Raw genomic sequence first — 22,037 nt, 5'->3', positions numbered from 1 at the left:
GCTGTTCCCTCTTTCATTCAAAGCAAGAACCGGACTCATTCCGGCGTGTCCCAGTCCTGAACTCTCAGTTCCGGCCAGAATTTCAGCGCGCGGGTTGCCTTGATCTCATGCGTTTCGCGGTTATCGATGGCACGATTGGGCCGAATGCGAAATGAAAAAATATCGTCAAAGCCGAATGGAGCGTGGATGAGCAGCCCATCTTCCGTCACCTCGCCGTCTTTTGCCAGCCGCACACCCACACAATGGGCAATCGTCGAATAGCGTTCTATCGATTCGGCCGCAGAGCGAAGCGGTGCATAGGGCTGTCCAAAGCGCTTTTCGAACCACAGATGCACCCGCGCCTGATTGCGAATCTGCACCGGAAGCGGAAAGCCGCGGAAGACGTCAGCCCCGCGCGTGATAACCGCATCCTCTGCTTCCCAGGAAAGATCGCTGCCGTCGAAATAGATAATATCGAGATCCTTGATCCCATGCAGAGCCTGTCGCCCGGTCAGCCGGTTCCAGATGGTGTTGTAGAGGGCACCGGAAACGAGCCAGAATTCGAATGATTCCCCGCCGAGTTCATGCAGCCGATGCAGCGCATCCGTCAGCAGCGGGCTTTCCAGAATCATCTGTGAAAAGATATCCCGCTGCCGTGCGAGTGGCAGACCGGCATGACGCAAATGGTTCGACGTTGCCTTCATTGACCGCTCCCCGACCCATGGCGATAAAAGTCGATGAATGCGCGCAAGGCCGGGCGCATCTGGCGACGGCTTGGATAATAGAGATAAAGCCCGGCGAAAGGCTGGCACCAGTCTTCCAGGACCCGGGCAAGACGTCCATTCGCCAATGCATCGTGAACATAGGCTTCGAACAGATAAGCAAGCCCCGTACCGTTCAGGGCTGCTTCCAGAATAACCCTGTCGTCATTGACAATCAGAGGTCCCTCAATGGCGATTTCCTGCACTTCGCCCGCCTTTTCGAATTCCCAGCGATAGGTTCGTCCGCTCGGAAAGCGATGGCGGATACATGCATGCTGCAAAAGATCGCGCGGTTCGAGGGGAGCTGGACGGTTATCGAAATAAGCCGGTGCCGCAACGATTGCGGCACGAACATGCCCGGTCAGCCGCGTTGCAATCATGTCCGCTTCGAGGCTTTCACCGAGACGCACACCTGCATCGAAGCCCGCCGCTACGATATCGGTGAAGCCATTTTCCACCCGCAGGTCGAGTGTGATATCGGGATAAGCTCTGGCGAATTCGCCCAGACGCGGAGCGATGACAAGTTGCGCCGCCACATAGGGCGCTGTGATGCGCAGCACCCCGGACGGTCGATCCCGCGAATCGACGGCGGCACCCAAAGCCGCATTGATCTCCTCAAGCGCCGGTGCCAGCCTCTCCAGCAATTGCCGCCCGGCCTCCGTCGGGGCGACGCTGCGTGTTGTGCGTGCAAGAAGACGCACGCCCAGACTGTCCTCCAGTGTTGCCACCGCATGGCTGACGGCCGAGGGCGCAATCGCCAGTTCCCGCGCAGCGCCACGGAAACTTCCATGCGCGGCAACGGCGGCTAGAACGGCAAGCTGTGACAGTTGACTTCGATTCATTGTTACAAATTACAGAACAAGCCGTGAAAATAAATCGGTATTATCGAACTGATCACCCTGTTTTATGGTTCGCAACATGGTCCCGGGCTTGGGCGCAGGCAGCTTGAAGGCGCGTCCACCCAGAATCTCCTCCCGATCCTCCCGCACAATTTTCAGTACTTTCAATCAGCCATTCGAAAGGAACTACGATGCAACAGCGCAAACTCGGCCAGCAATTGAACGTTTCCGCCCTTGGTTTCGGCTGCATGGGAATGACACACGCCTATGGGGGGCAGGACGAACAGGATGCAATCCGCACGCTGCACCGCGCCGTCGACGTTGGCGTGACATTTTTCGATACTGCGGAGGTCTATGGCCCGTTCGAGAATGAGAAACTCGTCGGCAAGGCGCTCAAGCCATTCCGTGAACGGGTGACGATTGCAACGAAGTTCGGCTTCAAGATCGAAGACGGCCAGATGAAGGGTGTCGATAGCCGCCCTGAACATATTCGCGACGTAGCCGAGGCCTCCCTGAAGCGGCTTGGCATCGATGTGATCGATCTGTTCTACCAGCACCGCGTCGATCCATCCGTGCCGATCGAAGATGTGGTTGGCACTTTGAAAGACCTGATCGATGAGGGAAAGATACGCGCCATCGGCCTTTCGGAAGCAGGTAGCACCACCTTGCACCGCGCGCATGCGGTCCATCCCATCGCCGCGTTGCAAAGCGAGTATTCGCTATGGGCACGCGATCCGGAAGACAATGTGCTGCCAGTCTGCCGTGAACTTGGTATCGGTTTCGTACCCTATAGCCCGCTTGGGCGCGGTATGCTGACCGGCACGTTGCGTTCACAGTCCGATCTCGCCGAAGACGACTTCCGCAAGACCCTGCCGCGTTTCCAGCCGGGCAATCTGGAAGCCAACAATCGGCAGGTGGATCGTATCGTCGAGATCGCACAGGAAAAGCAGGTCACGCCCGCACAGCTGGCGCTGGCATGGGTACTGAGCCGGGGCGATTTCATCGTGCCGATCCCCGGTGTCCGCAAGATCCATCATCTGGAAGACAATGTGAAAGCCGTGGACATCACACTGACACCACAGGATTTGCAGCGTCTGGATGAGGTATCCGCACCCGCCCTGATCGCAGGCAAGCGTTACAACGAACAGCAGCTTGCTTTGACCGGTCTTTGATAAATGCTCCAAATAAAAGGGGAGCCCGTCGGGCTCCCTTTTTTACATCCTGCGCAGAGCTGGTGGTGCAAGCGTCAGAAGCCCGGCCAATGTCATGGCAAAGCCGACCCATAGTGGTGCATGCAGGCCATAGCCTGCCTCCATTGCCTGTCCACCAACCCACGGCCCAAGTCCGAGACCGATATTGATGACCGATGCATGCATGGCGTTCACCAGCGCGCCCGGATGCGCGATCCGCATCACCCTCGCGATAAAGGCAGGATTAAGTGCTATGCCCGTCAGGCCGATCATCACGATGGCAAGGATCGTAGCCAGTTTCAGCTCGGCGAAAAGCGCGAAAATCAGCATGGCCGACAGCATCAACACAAGACCGATGGCGATAGTCGGAATCGTGTGACGGTCGGCAAAGCGACCGGTGACATAGTTGCCGACGATATTGGCGCCGCCATAGACGGCAAGCAAAAATGGCACCTGCATTGCGGAGAAGCCGGCAAGCTCCACCGTGATCGGTGACAGATAGCTGTAGACCGCGAAAGACGAACCAATGACGAGCGCGCTCGTGGCATAGGCGGCCCAGAGTTTCGGCTTGCGCATTTCCTTCAGTTCAGAGCGCAGATCGGCCTGCGGCGTATCGGGCGACGACTCAATCTTGATTGCGATGACAAGCGCGCATACCAGAATCAGGACCACAATGGCCCAGAAGCTCGCCCGCCAGCCGAACGCATTGGTGATCGCCGTCGCTATCGGCACGCCGAAGACGGTGCAGAGCATGAGGCCGGCAAAGACCAGCGATGAAGCTCGCCCGCGCAGTTCCGGTCCGACGAGCTGTGCCGTAATGGCAAGCATCAGCCCGAAGCTCGTTGCCGCCGCCATACCGGTCAAAACACGGGCGATCAGCAGAATTTGGAAGCTGCTTGTGGACGCGGCCACGCTTTGCGCCGCCGCATAAAATACAAGCAGAATCAGAAGTCCCCGCTTGTTCTCGATCTTCAACGCCAGAAACAGGATCGTGACCAGCGGTCCGCCGATCATCATGCCAAGCGCATAAAGCGAAATGAGATTGCCGATATCGGCGATGGAACGGTCGAACGCCACCTGAAGTGAAGGCAGCATGCCCGAGATCATGAGTTCGGAAGTCGTGAGCGCGAACACGCCTAAGCTGAGGCAATAGACAACCAGCGGGATCGCTCGCGCCTTTTGCGAAGACGCAGAAACCTCTTCCGCCGCAAGGGCGGATTCGCACGTATCGTTCATGGGACGAATCCTAATTATATAGTGTAGACTACATAATTAATATCGCCTTGCCCGAAAGGGTCAAGAGAATTATATAAGGATGATTACAGAAAGGGAGAAAAATGGTTCCACGCGGACGCCCGCGCAGCTTCGACCGCGACGCAGCGCTGGACAAGGTGATGAAGGTTTTCTGGGCCAAAGGCTATGAGTGCGCCCAGATCAACGACTTCACGACCGCCATCGGCATTACGCCGCCAAGTTTCTATGCCGCCTTCGGCAATAAGGAGCAGGCGTTTCGTGAAGCCGTCGACTATTATCGCCGTACCATCGGCGCCGCTCCTTTCGACGCACTGGAAAACGCGACCACCATTCAGGAGGGCATGCGCCGCTGGCTGGAACTGAGCGCAGACAGCGCTTTCGCCTGCCCGGCGGGCGGCTGTATGATCAGTGTAAGCTCGATCCAGTGCAAACCGGAAAATGTGCCTGTGAAGGAATTTCTCCAGGCTATCCGACACGCAAATCATGAGCGGCTTTCCAAGCGCTTGCAGCAGGCGGTAGGGGCAGGTGATCTACCCTCCAATGCCGATACCGCACAGATGACCGAATTCTATCACATGATCCAACAGAGCATTTCTTTTGAAGCCCGCGATGGCAATTCGCGCGCCGCGGTACAAAAGATCATCGATATGGCGATGATGGCTCTGCCAGCAAGGACGAGACAGGCCGCTGAATAGCGCTATGAAAAAGCCCGCCAATCTGGCGGGCTTTTTATTTCATGCTTATCCGCGCAGCACGCCGCCGGTCTGCTTGGCCACACTGGCCACGACCTGCTTCGATAGTGCTTCCAGATCTTCATCCGTCAATGTGCGGTCCTGCGGCTGCAACAGCACTTCAACCGCAATCGACTTCTTGCCCTCACCAAGTGATGCCCCTGTGAAGATATCGAAGACCTGAACACCGGCAATCAGCTTCTTGTCCGCCGACGAAACCGCCTTCACGACATTTCCGGCTTCAACGCTTGCATCCACCACAAACGCGAAATCGCGCTTAAGGCTCTGGAACTGCGAGAGATTCAAAGCCGGCTTGGTGCGTGTGGATTTCGCCTTCGGCTCAGGTATCGCATCGATGTAGACCTCGAAGCCGCAGAGTGCGCCCGAAACATCGAGCGCTTCCAGCGTGTCTGGATGGAACTCACCGAAGGTGCCAAGAACGACCTTCGGTCCGAGTTTCAGCGTTCCCGAACGGCCCGGATGGAACCATTCAGGACCACCGGCTTCGATCTGGATGCGGTCAACCGGAGCGCCAGCAGCTTCAAGTGCTGCCAATGCATCAGCCTTGGCATCGAAGACGCCGACGGGAGCCGCATTACCAGCCCAGAAACGACCCGAGCCATCAACCTTGGCCGTACCGCGGCGCACGCCACCCGCCACGCGACGCTGCTTGTCTGGCGTATCGCCTTCATAAATGCCCGAAACCTCGAACAGTGCCGTATCGCCGAAACCGCGATCCGCATTGCGCTGTGCTGCGACCAGCAGGCCCGGCAGGAGCGAAGGACGCATGTCCGACATATCGGCGGCAATCGGGTTCGCCAGCTTCAGTTCCGGCTTGCCACCACCAAAAGCTTTGGCTTGCGCGTCGGAAATGAAGGAATAGGTCACGGCTTCCATCATGCCGCGCGAAGCGAGCATGCGGCGGGCATGGCGGGTTCTGATCTGCAAGGTGGTCAGGATACGGCCATTGACCGTGCCAAGCCCCGGCAGCGGCTGCGGGTCGATCTGGTTGATGCCATGAATGCGCATGACTTCTTCAACGAGGTCGGCCTTGCCTTCCACGTCGCCACGCCACGTCGGAACAGTGGCCTTGATAACCTTGCCGTCGCCTTCAACGCTGAAGCCAAGACGCTTCAGGATATCGAAGGATGCGTCGTAGGAAACCTCGATGCCCGTCAGGCGCTTGACTTCCGATACCGGGAAATCGATCACGCGCGGCGTAGGCTTGCTATATCCAACCACGTCGAGAACTGTCGGCTCGCCGCCACAGAGTTCCAGCACCAACTTGGTTGCCAGTTCTGCACCCGGAACCATCATTTCCGGATCGACGCCACGCTCGAAACGATAGCGCGCATCGGTAACGATGCCGAGTTCGCGGCCCGTGCGCGCAATCATGCGCGGGTCCCAGAGAGCCGATTCGATCAACACATCGGTGGTGTTTTCATCGCAACCGGAATGCTCGCCGCCCATGATACCGGCGATCGATTCGGGACCGTTCTCATCGGCAATCACATACATGCCCGGCTTGAACTTATATTCACGCTGATCGAGACCGAGAATGGTTTCGCCATCCTTTGCCAGACGCACCGTCAGATTGCCCTTGACCTTGGCAGCGTCGAAGACGTGCAGCGGACGGCCCTGATCGAAGGTCACATAATTGGTGATGTCGACCAGCGCATTGATCGGGCGCAAGCCGATGGCCTTCAGACGCTGCTGCATCCATTTGGGGCTTGGGCCATTTTTCACGCCCTTGACCATGCGCAGTGCGAAACCAGTGCAGAACGGGTTCTCGTCATCCTGATCCAGAATGACCTTGACCGGCGTTTCGCCTTCGCCCTTCACCGCTTCCGGCAAAGTGTTCTTGACCGTGCCTAGACCAGCAGCAGCAAGATCACGTGCAATGCCATGAATGCCGGTGCAATCGGCACGGTTCGGCGTCAGGCCAATCTCGATCACCGCATCGTCCAGTCCGGCATAGGTTGCAAAGCTGGTGCCGACCGGAGCATCTTCCGGCAGGTCGATGATGCCATTGTGCTCGTCGGAAAGCTCCAGCTCGCGCTCGGAACACATCATGCCGAAACTTTCGACACCGCGAATCTTGCCAACGGAAAGCGTGACATCGAGGCCCGGAACATAGTCACCCGGACGGCCCAATACACCGACCAGACCAGCGCGGGCGTTTGGCGCGCCGCAAACGACCTGGACCGGCTTGCCGTCACCCGTATCGACGGAAAGTACGCGCAGCTTGTCGGCATCCGGATGCTGAACAGCGCTTACGACCTTGGCGATCTTGAAGGCCTTGAAAGCAGCGCGGTCGTCGACCGATTCCACTTCCAGACCAATATCGGTCAGCTTCTCGACGATCTGTTCCAGCGTCGCATCGGTTTCAAGGTGATCCTTGAGCCAGGAAAGCGTGAATTTCATTTGTCTTGTCCCTTCCTGTCCTTAAGCGCTCAGTCCGCCGAAAAGCGTCGGAATGTCGAGCGGACGGAAACCGTAATGTTCGATCCAGCGCACATCGGCGTCGAAGAAAGCGCGCAGATCAGGCATGCCGTATTTCAGCATGGCGATGCGATCGATGCCCATGCCCCATGCAAAGCCCTGATAGACGTCTGGGTCGTAGCCGGAAGCGCGCAGCACATTCGGATGCACCATGCCGCAGCCCAGAATTTCAAGCCAGTCATTGCCCTCGCCGAACTTCACATGCGGACCGGAACGGTCGCACTGAATATCAACCTCGACCGATGGCTCAGTGAACGGGAAGAAGCTCGGACGCATACGCATCTTGACCGAAGGCACTTCAAAGAAGGATTTGCAGAACTCTTCCAGCACCCACTTCATGTTGGCGACATTGGCCGACTTATCGACAACCAGACCTTCGACCTGATGGAACATCGGCGAATGGGTGGCGTCGGAATCCATGCGATAGGTCTTGCCCGGAATGACGATGCGGATCGGCTCGTCACGGTCTTCCTTGTCACGGATGGCCGCGAACTTCTCCATCGTGTGCACCTGCACCGGCGAGGTATGCGTGCGCAGCAACTTGCGCTCGCCCTTCTCGTCTGCATTGAAGAAGAAGGTGTCGTGCATTTCGCGCGCCGGATGGCCTTCGGGGAAGTTCAGAGCCGTGAAATTGTAATAATCGGTTTCGATATCCGGACCTTCGGCAATCGAGAAACCCATATCGGCGAAGATTGCGGTGATCTCATCGATGACCTGTGAAATCGGATGAATGCGACCGCGCGATGCAGCGCTTTCACGCACCGGCAGCGTCACATCGACCTTTTCGCGCTCAAGGCGAGCGGCAATCGCTTGCTTGCGCAGTTCCGTCTTGCGCTCGGTCAGCGCTTCGGTAACCCGGTTCTTCAAGCCGTTAATCGCCGGCCCCTGCGCCTGACGCTCTTCCGGCGTCATGCTGCCCAGTGTCTTCAGCTTTTCCGAAACTGAGCCCTTCTTGCCAAGAGCGGCGACACGCACGGCTTCAATGGCAGGCTCGTCAGCCGCCGCCGCGATGTCTTCGAGAATCTGCCGTTCAAGTTGTTCTAGATCACTCATTGTTTAAATCCCTGTCGTGCCTGCGGCACTCCACGCCTCTTGTTTTGAGCTCCCTGTCGCGCTTGCAGCGCTCCACGCCTCTTGTTTTGAGTTACCTGTTGCGCCTGCAGCGCTCCACATATTTCGCTTTGCAGCCAAAGAAGCGTTGTCGTTACTCTCTTTGGCCTGATTGGTGAGACGCATCAAGATTGGCGTCAAAAAATTCCATCGCCTGCAAGAGCCGTCTTCCATCGCCGCCGAGAAAAATGCGGCGGAACAGCCTCAGCGGCGCGATGGTAAATCGGAAGAAGCCGACAATTTTCTTCAATTCCGGAATCACGTCAGCGGGCGCGACCGCACGATAGGCTGCGAATGTCTGCTGCGGTGTCCCGGCAAGACGCGCCTGCGCCGTGATCTGGAAGAACAGGAGCCACACGTCGCGCGCCTGTGCAGCAGCAAGCGGCATGACCGTTTCCGGTTCCTCCTCGAAATCCAGAAAACCGGCAACGCCGTTTTTCTCGAAGAAATCGCGCGGGTGCGGACGCCCATGGCAGAGCCCGGCAGCATGGGCCTCACCCAACGCGCGGGCGCAATGCACCAGAAGTGCATCATGGCCCTGCGGATCATTGCGACGTAAATGGTCAAGCTGGTCCTGGATAATCGGCGCGACATCGCTCAGAACCATCACCGCCCCTTGGTGGTAGACGATCCTGGGAACCTGAAAGCCTGCCTGCAGAAAAGCGCTCATCTTGCGCTCTTCGCGGTCGGCCATGCCTGCTTCTCCAACATCCTTCGGGCTGCGCAGGAACGGATAGGGAAGAAGCGGCGAAATGAGGCTGTGCAGACGCTTCGGAAATGGGCGCCTTTCTGCATCGTAGCGCTTGATCCAGACACGATGACCACCGATGACGGCGCTGGAAATACGCTTGCCCCGGCTCTGGACAAGCAGAACCAGCAGGCTGCGGAGATCATCCGCATCCAGATCCAGTCTCAACTTGCCCGGTTCATCCTTCATGCCCGCTTTGAATCCTTAAAACGAGAAAACCCGCGCCAGCCGAGCCAGCGCGGGTCCCCAAATTATCGATACTGCTTGGGAAAGGCGGCTGGCTTAGCGGACAGCGCCTTCAAAAGCGTTCGGCGTCTCGGTGTTCTTGAGGTACTCGAGAGCCTTCTTTGCCGATGCAACCAGCGCACCAAATGCATCCGGTTCGTGGATTGCGATGTCGGACAGAACCTTGCGGTCGATCTCGATGCCAGCCTTGGCAAGACCGTCGATGAAACGGCCATAGGTCAGGCCCTGCTCGCGGACAGCAGCGTTGATGCGCTGGATCCAGAGAGCGCGGAACGAGCGCTTGCGGTTCTTGCGGTCGCGGTAAGCATACTGCTTCGAACGGTCAACTGCAGCCTTGGCGGTGCGGATGGTGTTCTTGCGACGGCCACGGAAACCAGCAGCCTGATCCAGAACCTTCTTGTGCTTTGCGTGGGCGGTAACGCCGCGTTTTACGCGTGCCATGTTATGATCTCCTTCTCAGACTAATCTTAGAGGCCGTTCGGCAGGAACTGCTTCACGATCTTTGCATCGGCATCGGCGAGAACCATGGTGCCGCGTGCATCGCGAATGAACTTGTTCGAACGCTTGATCATGCCATGACGCTTACCAGCAGCTGCGGCTTTGATTTTGCCGGTGCCGGTGATCTTGAACCGCTTCTTGGCGGCCGATTTGGTCTTCATCTTGGGCATTTTGCTACTCCTTCTTTGCGATCCCCCTCGTGCCTTCGACACTCGACGCCTCTTGCGTGGCGTCCGGTCATGCCTGATGCGGATGGGAACCTAGTTTTACTTCCGGACTGACCAAGCCCGAAAAGCATACGAAACCGCCACGGCATGCCCTGCCGGGCGGTTCGAACGCGGCCTTATAGGCTCAAAGACCGCAAAACGCAATGCCCGAATTGGCCCAAATCGGGTTGAATCGCAACCGGAACGTCAATAAAGCCGCAGAAGTACTGGCAGGACGTGAATGTCCTGCAGATATTCCACGAACTCGAAAAACGGATAGGCCACGAAGAACACCAGGCCGTCCTGAAAAGTGCGATAAATCCGGTCAGGCCGGACGATCAGTTCCTTGTCGTCACGAAACAGCGAAAACTTCGGAAAGAAACGCGGAACGCTCGCACAATAGGCTTCATAAGGCTTGCCGAAATTCTGCTTGAGAAATTTCTCTTCCGTCCGGATGACAACCGAGAAAGCGAGATAGCAAAGCACGCCGAAGGCGATCGCAATGATGATGCTGCCGGTCTGCGCGCCGATACCCATCGCGCCGATGCTGCTGAAGACGTAAAGTGGATTGCGCGTGACCGAATACGGTCCGCTCTGCACGATTTCCGCGCTCTTGCGCCCGCCGATATAGAGCGTGCACCACATGCGTCCGATGATGGCCGCGACGATCAGACTGAGGCCGAACGCCTCGATATATTCATGAAAATGGCCGGTCGATTGCGAGCTGACAAAAAGCAGCGCCACGACCAGAAGCACCACGACGGCGCCGATCGCAAGACGCCGACGCTGCTGATATTTACCCAATTCGCCCAAAGTCTTCATTGCGATTCCATGATCCAATTTGTCTGGCCAAAAGAAAAGCCGCCCGAAGGCGGCTTTTCCAAGGCATTTCGAAATGCTCAGCGCGGAGCGAGAACCATCATCATCTGACGGCCTTCAAGCTTCGGCTCGGACTCAACCTTGGCGATTTCGACAGTGTCTTCCTTGACGCGCTGCAAAAGCTTCATGCCAAGTTCCTGGTGCGCCATTTCACGTCCACGGAAACGCAAGGTAACCTTGACCTTGTCGCCTTCCTCAAAGAAACGCAGAGCAGCCTTCATCTTCACCTCATAGTCATGGGTGTCGATGTTCGGTCGCATCTTGATTTCCTTGATTTCAACCGTTTTCTGCTTCTTGCGCGCTTCGGCGGCCTTTTTCTGATTCTGATACTTCAGCTTGCCGAGGTCGACGATCTTGCAAACCGGAGGCTCTGCGTTCGGCACGATCTCGACGAGATCGAGACCTGCTTCTTCAGCCATGGCGATAGCTTCCTGAATGGAAACATCACCGTGGTTCTGGCCTTCGGCATCGATAAGCTGAACCCGGGGAACCCGGATATCACGGTTGGAGCGCGGTCCGTCTTTCTGAACCGGCGTCGCTCTGAAGGGTCGGCGAATGGTCGTTATCTCCTGAATTGTTACGTCTCATGCGGTCGGATACTCGCTGCCAGACGGCATATCCCCAATCAAACCGCAGTTGATCGCGGAAATGTCGTCAAGCGGGCGGCGAAGTCAATAGCATCTTTGACAGGAAAAATCACCCCCGCGTGATAAACGTTCTTTTTGTTGTCATTTCGCGGCGGACAAGCGGCATATCGGTCACATTTGCCGTCATTTCAAGGGCCTCGCCCCACATGCGGGTTTTCTCTCTTTTGCGAACATGCAAAAACACTCCCGGAAAATGAGGAGATTTGTCATGAGCGTTGCGGGGCCGGAATTCATCGACGTGGACGGAGCGAAAATCGCCCTGCGTTACAGAGCCGGAAGCAAATCTCCCGGTGTGGTCTGGCTCGGCGGCTATCGTTCCGACATGCTGGGCACCAAGGCGGTCGTCCTCGATGAATGGGCGGCTGAGACCGGGCACAGCTCACTCAGGCTCGATTATTCCGGCCACGGCGAATCCGGCGGCGATTTCAATCAAGGCACCATCTCGCGCTGGCTGAACGAAAGCCTCGCCGTTTATCGCAAATTTGCCAAAGGACCGCAGATTCTGGTTGGCTCATCAATGGGTGGCTGGATCGCGCTGCGCATGGCGCAGGAGCTCAAGAAGGAAGGGAACCCGCCTGCCGGGATCGTCCTGATCGCACCTGCTCCGGATTTTACGGCTGTACTTGTGGAGCCAACACTTTCCGACGCGCAGAAAAACGACCTTCAGGAAAAGGGCTATTTTGAAGAACCCTCCGAATATTCGCCCAATCCTTATGTCTATACCCGTGCGCTGATCGAGGACGGACGGAAGAACCTGGTTCTCAAGGGTATTATCGAGACCGGCTGTCCGGTTCATATCCTGCAAGGCATGCAGGACCCCGATGTTCCCTACAAGCATGCGCTGACGCTGGTGGAACACCTGCCCGTCGATGACGTGACCCTGACACTGGTGCGCGACGGGGATCATCGCCTGTCGCGACCGCAGGATCTCGATCTTCTGATCCGCACCGTATCCGGTCTGGCGGAACGCATCGGCGAAAAATCATAACGGAGCGAAATCATGCGGTTTTCGGTTTTCGCTTCCTCAGCGGTTGCGGCCATTGTCGGTTTCGGCGGCACGCTGGCACTCATCATTGCCGCAGCGCAGGTGCTGGGCGCCACACAGGCCGAAACTGCAAGCTGGGTGACGGCGATTTGCCTTGCGATTGCCGCCTCATCCGCCTGGCTCAGCATTCGCTACAAGATGCCGATCATCGCGGCCTGGTCTACACCGGGGCTGGCGCTGATCGGCGCCAGTGCTGGTTTCACCATGCCGGAAGCGGTTGGCGCATTCATCGTGACGGCACTCGCACTGGTCGCCACCGGACTGATCCGCCAATTGTCGGTGCTTGTTTCCCGCATTCCCGCATCCGTCGCATCAGGTATGCTTGCAGGTGTGCTGCTGAGTTTCGTCATTGCCGCCGCCAAGACTGTGCCTGGCGATCCGGTTTTCGTCCTGCCGCTGGTGGCGCTGTTCTTTATTATCCGCCTGTTCAACCCGTCGCTCGCCGTCATTGCCGTTCTGGTGATCGGGATGATCTCCGCATTGCTCACGGGGCGCTCACCAGCCCTGCCCGCGCCTGAAATCTCCACGCTGACCCTCATATGGCCAGAGTTCCACATGGGTGCGATGATCGGCATCGCGATCCCGCTTTATCTGGTGACCATGGCCTCGCAGAACCTGCCGGGTTTCGCCGTACTGCGTGCTTCAGGCTATGAGCCGCCAACCAGCGCCTGCCTGCGCGTAACCGGCCTGTTTTCACTGCTGACGGCTCCTTTTGGCGCCTCTACCACCAATCTTGCCGCGATTTCGGCGGCACTCTGCACCAATCCCGATGCACATCCCGATCACACGAAACGCTGGCTTACCGGTCCGGTCTATGCGGCGATCTATGTGGTGTTTGCCCTCTTCGGGGCGTCATTGGTCGCGATCTTTGCCGTATTGCCGGTAACGCTCATCGCACTTGTTGCCGGGCTTGCCCTGACAGGCCCGTTCATCAACGCCATGTCATTGGCGCTGAGGGATGAACATGAGCGTCTTGCGGCGACCATAACTTTTGCCGTGACGGCCTCCGGTATGGCTTTTTTCGGCGTCGGCTCTGCCTTCTGGGCACTGATCGCCGGGCTTGCCGTCACTTTTCTCGAACATTTTCGCAAAAAAATTTCGAATTAATCACATTGGTTAGCAGAAGCGTGGCCTGAATCCGCAAGTTGCATTCTTGAAAAGCCGCAATCTTTTCACCACGTCGAAGTCAAGCCGCCAGAACAAAATGCCCGCACAGGGCGGGCTGGCAGGCCTTGGTTTTGCGCATGTTGCCGGACGATGTCGAACGGTTGAATGGCATGCGCTTTTCGACGGAGCAGACCATGACCAATACTGCATTGATCCGCCCGGCATGGACGCCAGCCACGATTGCGCTGATGGTGCTCGGCTTTATCCTGTTCTGGCCGCTTGGCCTTGCCATGCTGGCCTATATCCTCTGGGGCGACCGCCTCGAAGGATTCAAGCGTGGCGTGAACGAGAAGACCGATTCCATGTTCGGATCGTTCCGCAACTGCCGCAAGGGCGAAAGCTTCAACTTCGGTAGCACCACCGGCAACGAGGCTTTTGACGACTGGCGCCGCGCCGAGCTGGAACGACTGGCCGAAGAACGCCGCAAGCTTGAGGAAGCACGCGCCGAATTCGAGGCCTACGCTGCAGAACTTCGCCGCGCTCGCGACAAGGAAGAATTCGACCGCTTCATGGCTGAACGCCGTGCGGCCTCGAAGAAGACGCCTGCCCCGCGCGCGAAAGGCGGCAAGGACGACATCACCGATCTTTGATAAGGTATAACACCCTGAAATCTCTCGAAACGGCGCGGTTTGGCTGCGCCGTTTCGGTCAAAATAGCAATTTTTTCTGGCTTTTTAAGCGAATCGCTTATTCTTAAGCGATGGGCTTATCCTTTCTTCGGCAAATCAGCGGTAAAGGGGCATCCGCTGGAACGACAACCGTTCGCAGCGAACGTATCCATGCGGTCGCCGGACGCGAACTTCCCTTACGTGTTTTCGAGAATCCGCGTGCCAAACGACTGACCCTGCGTATCGAAGCAGGCGGCAGGGGACTGCGCATTACGGTTCCGCCCGGCCTTCCCGAGCGCGAGGTGCTGAGCTTCCTCAACCGCCATGAAGGCTGGATCGAAAGCCGCATTGCAAAACTGCCCGACCAGCCAGGCGTGCGCGCCGGTATCAAAATCCCCTTGCGTGGCGTGCCACACAAGATCGTGCACCAGCCCGGGCGCGGCACCACACAGCTTCTCGAAGGCAATATTCTGCTCGTCCATGGCGATCCGGCACATCTGCCGCGCCGCGTTGCCGATCACATCAAGCGCGAAGTGAAGCGCGAGATCGAGGCGCTTGTCGTCCGTCACACCGCAGCTGTCGGCCGCAAGGCCAAGGCAGTGCGCTTCAAGGATACGAAGAGCCGCTGGGGTTCCTGCACCTCCGACGGTGTGCTTTCCTTCTCCTGGCGCATCGGCATGGCCCCTGCCCCGGTGATCAATTATCTCGTTGCCCATGAGGTGGCCCATCTCATCGAGATGAACCATGGGCCGAAATTCTGGAAACTCTGCCATGAGCTTTGCCCCGATACGGAGCGCTGCAAGGCTTGGCTGAAGCGCAACGGCAGCGCATTACAGGCTATCGACTTCACATGACCGCATCCATACTGACCGCCGCCAAGGTGCTGTGGGATTATCACTGCATCTATGATCCGCTGGAAACCGCCGATGTCATTATCGGGCTTGGCAGCTACGATCCACGCGTTGCCGAGAGGGCAGCCGATCTGTTTCTGGCCGGCATGGCGACGTGGCTGGTATTCACCGGCAAAAGTGGTCACTGGACGGACAGGCTCTACAAGGCAAGTGAAGCAGAAGCTTTTGCTGAAATCGCAATCAGGCGCGGCGTGCCTGAAGAAGCGATCACCATCGAACCCAATGCCACCAATATCGGCGAAAATATAAGGTTCAGTCGCGAACGGCTTGCACCCGGTGCAATCAGCACCATCCTTGTGACCAAGCCGCAGACCCAGCGCCGCGTTCTGGCGACCGTGGCCCGGCAATGGCCGGAAGCACGCGCAAGCATCACCGCGCCGCTCGTATCCTTCGAGGACCAGCCAACGGCAGATCATCCGGTCGAAATGCTTATCAGCGAGATGACCGGCGATCTTCAACGCATTCTGGAATATCCCGCCAGGGGCTATCAGATCGCGCAGGCTGTTCCCCTTGAGGTCATGGAGGCGTATGATTTTCTGATCGCACAGGGTTTTGACGGCCATCCGATCTCCGAATAGGTCGACAATGGACGGAATAACTTGAGTAGACCCCGGATTTATGCGACGGAAAACCATGGTTCTCGATATCAAGATATGCGGGCTTAAAACCCCCGATGCTGTTGCCGCCGCTCTCGACGGCGGTGCGACGCATATCGGTTTCATCTTCTTTCCAAAAAGCCCGCGCCATATAACCCCGCAGGCAGCGGCAGGCCTGCGCGATGCGGTCAAGGGACGTGCGCTTGTCGTTGCCGTTACAGTCGATGCGGACGATGAAACGCTGGATGATATCGTGAAAACCGTGAAGCCAGATATTCTGCAGCTTCACGGCCATGAGACGCCGGAACGCGTGGCCTTCATCAAGGCGCGTCATGGCCTGCCGGTCATGAAGGCTTTTTCGGTGCGCGAAGCCAGCGATCTTACCGCGATTGCAGCCTATAAAGGCATAGCCGACCGTTTCCTGTTCGATGCCAAACCGCCAAGGGGCTCTGAGCTGCCCGGCGGCAATGGCGTGTCATTCGACTGGGAACTTCTGGCGGCGCTTGACGCGGATATCGATTACATGCTTTCCGGTGGATTGAATGCGGACAATATCGCCGAAGCGCTGCACAAGACCCAGGCGCCGGGCATCGATATATCGTCCGGCGTCGAGCGCGCGCCCGGCGAAAAGGATGTGCGTCTCATCGAGAATTTTTTCCGGGCTGTCGCCGATGCGCGCCGATGCCCTGTAGACAGCCTGAACTGACGGAGCGGAAGCGTTGAACAAGCCGGTTGCACCCAATTCCTATAAGACAGGCCCCGATGAAGAGGGCATGTTCGGTATTTTCGGCGGACGCTTCGTCGCCGAAACGCTGATGCCGCTGATCCTTGAATTGCAGGAAGCCTATGAAACGGCGAAGAACGACCCTGAGTTCAAGGCGGAGCTGAACGCGCTTTCCACCTATTATGCAGGTCGTCCTTCCAAGCTCTATTATGCCGAAGGCCTGACCAAGCATTTGGGCGGCGCGAAAATCTACTTCAAGCGCGAAGACCTCAATCACACCGGCAGTCACAAGATCAACAATTGCCTCGGCCAGATTCTGCTTGCCAAGCGCATGGGCAAGACCCGTATCATCGCTGAGACCGGCGCCGGACAGCATGGTGTGGCTTCGGCCACCGTTGCCGCGCGTTTCGGCCTGCCCTGCGTGGTCTATATGGGCGCAACCGACGTCGAACGTCAGAAGCCGAATGTGTTCCGCATGAAGCTGCTTGGCGCCGAAGTGATCCCGGTTTCTGCAGGCAACGGCACGCTCAAGGATGCGATGAACGAAGCCCTGCGTGACTGGGTGACGAATGTCGAAGACACCTATTACCTGATCGGCACCGCTGCCGGTCCGCATCCCTATCCGGAACTGGTGCGCGACTTCCAGTCGGTGATTGGCAACGAAGCGCGCCAACAGATTCTGGAACAGGAAGGACGCCTGCCGGATGTGATCGTGGCAGCGGTCGGCGGCGGTTCCAATGCCATCGGTCTGTTCCATCCGTTCCTTGACGACGCCTCGGTGAAGATCGTCGGTGTCGAAGCGGGCGGACGCGGTCTCGACGGTGAAGAACATTGCGCTTCGATGAGCGCAGGTCGTCCCGGCGTTCTGCATGGCAACCGCACCTACCTCCTCCAGAACGATGACGGTCAGATTCTCGAAGGTCATTCCGTTTCTGCCGGTCTCGACTATCCGGGCGTCGGGCCTGAACATTCATGGCTGAAAGACAGCGGGCGCGTCGATTATGTGCCGATCCTCGATGATGAGGCGCTGGATGCATTTCAGCTTTGCACCCGCACCGAAGGCATCATCCCTGCCCTCGAATCCGCACATGCCATCGCGCAGGCTGTGAAAATGGCCCCGACCATGGGCAAGGATCAGGTCATGATCGTCAATCTGTCCGGTCGTGGCGACAAGGATGTCCACACGGTCGGCAAGCTTCTCGGCATGGACATCTGACATGGGTAATGACGTCGCCGAAATCTCCGTCTACAAGCCGCGTGCCGCATGGTTCGACGGCCTGACGACGTGCGGTCCGGCGACGATCAAGCTCAACATCATTGAAGCCGATCCAACCAATCCTGTCGCGGAGGCTGCTGTCGGCCTCGCCCGCAGACAGATCGAAACTGCCGCTGAAAAGCTCACCGCATTGCCGCATCTGGGCGTCGGTTTCGCCGTTCTTCATCAGGGCGAGGAGGGCCTCTGGCTGCTGCTGCACTGGTGGCTGGAGGGCGGCATCGCTACGGAAATCCTCTGGCAGTCGGAACTCGGCGACGAGGTGGACTTCATGCCCGCACAGCCGCTGCTGATGGCCTGCGTGTGGGAACTCGGAATTATAGACTTTGAACGGCGTGCATGGATGGAAACGGCAATGGCGGGCAAGCCCGTTGCCGACTATCTGGCACGCACTTTGCCACGGGGCACGGTATGACTACTCGCATCGACACCAAATTCGCTGAACTGAAGGCCGACGGCCGTCCGGCGCTCGTTACCTATTTCATGGGTGGCGATCCCGATCTGGAAACCTCGCTCAAGGTGATGAAGGCCTTGCCAAAGGCTGGTGCCGACGTGATCGAACTCGGTATGCCCTTCTCCGATCCGATGGCAGACGGACCCGCCATTCAGGCCGCTGGCCTGCGCGCCCTCAACGCCGGTCAGACGCTTGCCAAGACGTTGCACATGGCAGCAGAATTCCGCAAGGAAGACAACACGACCCCGATCGTCATGATGGGCTATTATAACCCGATCTATATTTACGGCGTGGAACGCTTTCTGGCCGATGCCAAGGCTTCCGGCGTGGACGGGCTGATCGTCGTCGATCTTCCGTCTGAAATGGATGCTGAGCTTTGCATTCCGGCCATGAAGGCGGGTATCAATTTTATCCGCCTCACCACGCCAACCACGGACGACAAGCGCTTGCCGAAGGTGCTGCATAATTCATCGGGCTTCGTCTATTACGTCTCGATGAACGGCATCACCGGTTCGGCCATTGCCGATACGGCAAAGGTCGGTGAAGCTGTGCGTCACATCAAGAAGAGCACCGATCTGCCGATCTGTGTCGGTTTCGGCGTCAAGACACCGGAGCAGGCAGCAGCCATCGCCACCCATGCCGATGGCGTCGTCGTCGGCACGGCGATTGTCAACGCGATTGCCGGTGAACTGGACGAAAACGGCAAAGCGAAGGGCGATCCTGTCGCCGCTGCAACCAGACTTGTCCACGCCCTTGCGGAGAGTGTGCGTGCCACACGCCTTGAAGCCGCCCAATAAATCGTCCATTTAGTGCACATCTTAAAAGTGCTAAGCGGCTGAAGCTCTTTGCCGAAGAACAAGAAACGGAAGCAAACGTCATGAACTGGATCACCAACTACGTCCGTCCGAAGATCAATTCGATGCTCGGCCGTCGTGAAATGCCGGAAAACCTCTGGATCAAAGATCCGTCGACCGGTGAAATGGTGTTTCACAAAGACCTTGAGAGCAACCAGTTTGTGATCCCGTCCTCGGGTCATCACATGCGCATCAAGGCGAAGGATCGTCTGCGTTTCTTCTTCGACAATGGCGAATACACCACGCTTGAAGCTCCCAAAGTGCCGGTCGATCCGCTGAAATTCCGCGACGAGAAAAAATATATCGATCGTCTCAAGGATTATCGCACCCGCACGGGCATGGATGACGCTATCGTCAACGGCCTCGGCACCATTGACGGCCTGCCGATTGTCGCCACCGTTCAGGATTTCGGCTTCATGGGCGGTTCGCTCGGCATGGGTGCCGGCGAAGCGATCATTCAAGGCTTTGAAAAGGCCATCGAGCTGAAGCGTCCGCTGGTTCTGTTCGCCGCCTCGGGTGGTGCACGCATGCAGGAGGGCATCCTGTCGCTCATGCAGCTCCCGCGCACCACGGTTGCTGTGGAAATGCTGAAAGAAGCTGGCCTGCCCTATATCGTCGTTCTGACCAATCCGACTACGGGCGGCGTGACGGCTTCCTACGCCATGCTGGGCGATATCCACATTGCCGAACCCGGCGCACTGATCGGCTTTGCCGGCCCGCGCGTCATCGAACAGACGATCCGTGAAAAGCTGCCGGAAGGCTTCCAGAGCGCCGACTATCTCATGGAACATGGTATGGTCGACATGGTCGTCTCGCGTCTCGAGCTGAAGGACACGATTGCGCGCCTTCTCAAGATCATGACCAGGCAGCCGGGCAATAGCGACGCGCCGGAACACGAAAAGACGGAAGCAACCGACAAGGCAGCCTGATCGTGACAGAAAAAGCCGCCGCCGCAATCGAGCGGCTTATGCAGTTGCATCCAAAAGGCTTCGATCTTTCATTAGACCGCATCCGCGGTCTTCTGGAAAAGCTCGGCAATCCGCATCTGAAATTGCCGCCGGTCACCCATATTGCCGGAACCAACGGCAAGGGATCGGCGACGGCTTTCTGCCGCGCGCTTCTGGAAGCGGGCGGCTTCGACGTTCACGTCCATACTTCGCCGCACCTCGTCCACTGGCATGAGCGCTACCGTCTGGCGGCGCCCGGCGGCGGCAGGCTGGTCAGCGACGATGTTCTGGCCGACGCCATAGAGCGCGTTGCGGCAGCCAATGGCGGCCAGCACATCACCGTTTTCGAAATTCTGACGGCTGTGGCTTTCGTACTCTTTTCCGAGCATCCGGCGGATGTCGTCGTTATGGAAGTCGGCCTTGGTGGACGTTTCGACGCCACCAATGTCATTGCCGAGCCTGCCGTCTCGCTCATCATGCCGGTTTCCATCGACCATCAGGCCTATCTTGGCGACCGCGTGGAGCTGATTGCCGCCGAGAAAGCCGGTATCATCAAGAAGGATTGCCCGGTTGTTGTCGGTTTCCAGCCTTTCGATGCAGCGCGGGAAGTTCTCGTCTCGACTGCCGACCGGCTTGGCTGTCCGGTTTCGGTTTACGGGCAGGATTTCCTCGCTTTCGAGGAGCATGGTCGCATGGTGTTCCAGAACGAGGACGGTCTGATCGACCTGCCATTGCCGCGCCTGCCCGGACGCCACCAGATTTCCAATGCCGCAGCGGCAATCGAGGCTGTGCAGATGGCTGGTTTCAGCCTGACCGACAAAGCCGTCGAAAAAGCGTTGATGGTGGTGGACTGGCCAGCACGCATGCAGCGCCTGACCCATGGCGCGCTCGTGGATATGGCCCCGGCAGCCTCCGAAATCTGGCTCGATGGCGGTCATAACCCGGGCGCCGGCGCAGTCATCGCGGAGGCACTCGGCGATCTGGAAGAACGCAATGAACGCCCGCTGTTCCTCATCACCGGCATGATCAACACCAAGGACCCGGTCGGCTATTTCGAAGCCTTTGCCGGTATGGCACGGCATGTTTTCACCGTGCCTGTTCCGTCCAGCGATGCGGGTATCCCCAATGATGAGCTGGCGGTCGCGGCCCAGAAAGCCAACCTGTCGGCAGAGCCTGTGCATTCGGTTGCCAACGCGTTGAAACTTCTGCGTGGCACGTGGCCCCCGGATGAAGCGCCACCGCGTATCCTGATTGGCGGTTCGCTTTACCTTGCGGGTGAAGTTTTGAGAGAGAACGGCACACCACCCGCCTAACGGCAAATTCTAGAGCGGTTCCAGTAAAAACAGAGTCGCTGGAACCGCTCCAAGTATTTATTTCGTCGCATTATCCTGCGCAAAAACCGCTTCACACTTTTGCTGGAAATGCTCCAAACAAAAACCCGGCTCGAAGGCCGGGTTTTGCATTTTTATGATGCTGTTCTTTATGCAGCAGAAGCCTTGATCCAGTCGGCGAGACGGCTCTTCGGAGCAGCGCCGACCATATTGGCGGCGAGTTCGCCGTCCTTGAACATCAGAAGCGTCGGGATCGAACGCACGCCGAACTGGGCTGCCAGTTCTGGATTCTCATCGATATTAACCTTGGCGATCTTGACCTGACCGGCCATTTCGGTCGCGATTTCGTCCAGAGCCGGCGCGATCATCTTGCAGGGACCGCACCATTCCGCCCAGAAATCCACCACGACAGGCTCGCTCGACTGAAGAACGTCCGACTGAAAATTGCTGTTATCGACCTTAACGGTTGCCATAGGGCTATCCTCTTTTCTCACCAAGAACGGCAGACATCTTTTCAGACTCACAACACGATCCGCTC

General features: G+C 57.8%; 24 protein-coding genes. 13 read left to right on the top strand and 11 right to left on the bottom strand.

Annotated features, from left to right (window positions below; translation table 11 throughout):
- Positions 1-35: 35 nt before the first annotated feature.
- Together OHI65_RS22420 and OHI65_RS22415 are read right to left on the bottom strand one after the other, a co-directional pair.
- Positions 36-683 carry a nucleotidyltransferase family protein gene (locus OHI65_RS22420; RefSeq protein WP_125300440.1) on the bottom strand — a complete coding sequence of 216 codons (648 nt, stop codon included), beginning with the start codon at positions 681-683 and terminating at the stop codon, positions 36-38.
- Positions 680-1,582 carry a LysR family transcriptional regulator gene (locus tag OHI65_RS22415; RefSeq protein ID WP_125300439.1) on the bottom strand — a complete coding sequence of 301 codons (903 nt, stop codon included), beginning with the start codon at positions 1,580-1,582 and terminating at the stop codon, positions 680-682. Before OHI65_RS22415 ends, OHI65_RS22420 begins: the two co-directional genes overlap by 4 nt.
- A 188-nt stretch (positions 1,583-1,770) precedes the next feature.
- Here OHI65_RS22415 and OHI65_RS22410 point away from each other — a divergent pair, with 188 nt between their 5' ends.
- On the top strand, positions 1,771-2,751 hold the full coding sequence (locus OHI65_RS22410) for an aldo/keto reductase (protein WP_125300438.1): 981 nt from the start codon (positions 1,771-1,773) through the stop codon (positions 2,749-2,751).
- A gap of 42 nt (positions 2,752-2,793) precedes the next feature.
- Here OHI65_RS22410 and OHI65_RS22405 read toward each other — a convergent pair whose 3' ends face one another.
- Complete coding sequence (locus tag OHI65_RS22405; RefSeq protein ID WP_012091030.1) at positions 2,794-4,005, bottom strand: MFS transporter; 1,212 nt, start codon at positions 4,003-4,005, stop codon at positions 2,794-2,796.
- A gap of 101 nt (positions 4,006-4,106) precedes the next feature.
- Between OHI65_RS22405 and OHI65_RS22400 the strand changes: the two genes are divergently transcribed.
- Positions 4,107-4,718, top strand: a complete 612-nt coding sequence (locus OHI65_RS22400; RefSeq protein ID WP_012091031.1) for a TetR/AcrR family transcriptional regulator — start codon at positions 4,107-4,109, stop codon at positions 4,716-4,718.
- Between the two features lie 45 nt (positions 4,719-4,763).
- On the opposite strand, the gene pheT is transcribed toward OHI65_RS22400, so the two are convergent.
- The 7 genes from pheT to infC form a co-directional block, all read right to left on the bottom strand.
- Positions 4,764-7,178, bottom strand: a complete 2,415-nt coding sequence (gene pheT, locus OHI65_RS22395; RefSeq protein WP_094514542.1) for a phenylalanine--tRNA ligase subunit beta — start codon at positions 7,176-7,178, stop codon at positions 4,764-4,766.
- A 21-nt stretch (positions 7,179-7,199) separates the two neighbouring features.
- Positions 7,200-8,309, bottom strand: coding sequence for a phenylalanine--tRNA ligase subunit alpha (gene pheS, locus OHI65_RS22390; protein WP_012091033.1), 1,110 nt, complete (start codon positions 8,307-8,309; stop codon positions 7,200-7,202).
- 151 nt (positions 8,310-8,460) lie between these two features.
- The gene (locus tag OHI65_RS22385; RefSeq protein ID WP_012091034.1) at positions 8,461-9,303 is read right to left on the bottom strand and encodes a hypothetical protein; all 843 of its coding nucleotides are present in this window, start codon (positions 9,301-9,303) and stop codon (positions 8,461-8,463) included.
- Between the two features lie 93 nt (positions 9,304-9,396).
- A complete protein-coding gene (rplT, locus tag OHI65_RS22380) occupies positions 9,397-9,801 on the bottom strand; it encodes a 50S ribosomal protein L20 (RefSeq protein WP_006468099.1) in 405 nt (134 codons plus the stop codon).
- 26 nt (positions 9,802-9,827) lie between these two features.
- Positions 9,828-10,028 carry a 50S ribosomal protein L35 gene (gene rpmI, locus OHI65_RS22375; protein WP_006473268.1) on the bottom strand — a complete coding sequence of 67 codons (201 nt, stop codon included), beginning with the start codon at positions 10,026-10,028 and terminating at the stop codon, positions 9,828-9,830.
- Between the two features lie 243 nt (positions 10,029-10,271).
- The gene (locus tag OHI65_RS22370; RefSeq protein WP_010657701.1) at positions 10,272-10,886 is read right to left on the bottom strand and encodes a methyltransferase family protein; all 615 of its coding nucleotides are present in this window, start codon (positions 10,884-10,886) and stop codon (positions 10,272-10,274) included.
- Between the two features lie 77 nt (positions 10,887-10,963).
- A complete protein-coding gene (infC, locus tag OHI65_RS22365; RefSeq protein ID WP_012091035.1) occupies positions 10,964-11,500 on the bottom strand; it encodes a translation initiation factor IF-3 in 537 nt (178 codons plus the stop codon).
- 298 nt (positions 11,501-11,798) lie between these two features.
- Between infC and OHI65_RS22360 the strand changes: the two genes are divergently transcribed.
- The 11 genes from OHI65_RS22360 to OHI65_RS22310 all read left to right on the top strand — a co-directional run bounded on the left by OHI65_RS22360 (position 11,799) and on the right by OHI65_RS22310 (position 21,481).
- Positions 11,799-12,578, top strand: coding sequence for an alpha/beta hydrolase (locus OHI65_RS22360; protein WP_012091036.1), 780 nt, complete (start codon positions 11,799-11,801; stop codon positions 12,576-12,578).
- Positions 12,579-12,590: 12 nt separating this feature from the next.
- Complete coding sequence (locus tag OHI65_RS22355) at positions 12,591-13,742, top strand: benzoate/H(+) symporter BenE family transporter (protein WP_125300437.1); 1,152 nt, start codon at positions 12,591-12,593, stop codon at positions 13,740-13,742.
- Between the two features lie 194 nt (positions 13,743-13,936).
- Positions 13,937-14,392 carry a DUF2852 domain-containing protein gene (locus tag OHI65_RS22350; RefSeq protein ID WP_010657696.1) on the top strand — a complete coding sequence of 152 codons (456 nt, stop codon included), beginning with the start codon at positions 13,937-13,939 and terminating at the stop codon, positions 14,390-14,392.
- A gap of 109 nt (positions 14,393-14,501) precedes the next feature.
- Complete coding sequence (locus OHI65_RS22345; RefSeq protein ID WP_125300436.1) at positions 14,502-15,263, top strand: M48 family metallopeptidase; 762 nt, start codon at positions 14,502-14,504, stop codon at positions 15,261-15,263.
- Complete coding sequence (locus OHI65_RS22340; RefSeq protein WP_125300435.1) at positions 15,260-15,898, top strand: YdcF family protein; 639 nt, start codon at positions 15,260-15,262, stop codon at positions 15,896-15,898. Before OHI65_RS22345 ends, OHI65_RS22340 begins: the two co-directional genes overlap by 4 nt.
- Positions 15,899-15,953: 55 nt before the next feature.
- The gene (locus OHI65_RS22335) at positions 15,954-16,622 is read left to right on the top strand and encodes a phosphoribosylanthranilate isomerase (protein ID WP_125300434.1); all 669 of its coding nucleotides are present in this window, start codon (positions 15,954-15,956) and stop codon (positions 16,620-16,622) included.
- A 13-nt stretch (positions 16,623-16,635) separates the two neighbouring features.
- On the top strand, positions 16,636-17,856 hold the full coding sequence (gene trpB, locus OHI65_RS22330) for a tryptophan synthase subunit beta (RefSeq protein ID WP_010657692.1): 1,221 nt from the start codon (positions 16,636-16,638) through the stop codon (positions 17,854-17,856).
- A 1-nt stretch (position 17,857) separates the two neighbouring features.
- The gene (locus OHI65_RS22325) at positions 17,858-18,328 is read left to right on the top strand and encodes a hypothetical protein (protein ID WP_125300580.1); all 471 of its coding nucleotides are present in this window, start codon (positions 17,858-17,860) and stop codon (positions 18,326-18,328) included.
- On the top strand, positions 18,325-19,164 hold the full coding sequence (trpA, locus tag OHI65_RS22320; protein ID WP_125300433.1) for a tryptophan synthase subunit alpha: 840 nt from the start codon (positions 18,325-18,327) through the stop codon (positions 19,162-19,164). Before OHI65_RS22325 ends, trpA begins: the two co-directional genes overlap by 4 nt.
- Before the next feature lie 80 nt (positions 19,165-19,244).
- Positions 19,245-20,150 carry an acetyl-CoA carboxylase, carboxyltransferase subunit beta gene (gene accD, locus OHI65_RS22315; RefSeq protein WP_012091042.1) on the top strand — a complete coding sequence of 302 codons (906 nt, stop codon included), beginning with the start codon at positions 19,245-19,247 and terminating at the stop codon, positions 20,148-20,150.
- A gap of 38 nt (positions 20,151-20,188) precedes the next feature.
- Entirely contained in the window at positions 20,189-21,481 is a 1,293-nt protein-coding gene (locus OHI65_RS22310) for a bifunctional folylpolyglutamate synthase/dihydrofolate synthase (protein ID WP_185757979.1), read from the top strand.
- Positions 21,482-21,648: 167 nt separating this feature from the next.
- Here OHI65_RS22310 and trxA read toward each other — a convergent pair whose 3' ends face one another.
- Positions 21,649-21,972, bottom strand: a complete 324-nt coding sequence (gene trxA / locus OHI65_RS22305) for a thioredoxin (protein WP_006473274.1) — start codon at positions 21,970-21,972, stop codon at positions 21,649-21,651.
- Positions 21,973-22,037 lie beyond the last annotated feature (65 nt).

Source organism: Brucella sp. MAB-22, assembly GCF_025908475.1.
Lineage (GTDB): Bacteria > Pseudomonadota > Alphaproteobacteria > Rhizobiales > Rhizobiaceae > Brucella > Brucella anthropi.
This window is presented reverse-complemented; position numbering and strand designations above follow the sequence as displayed.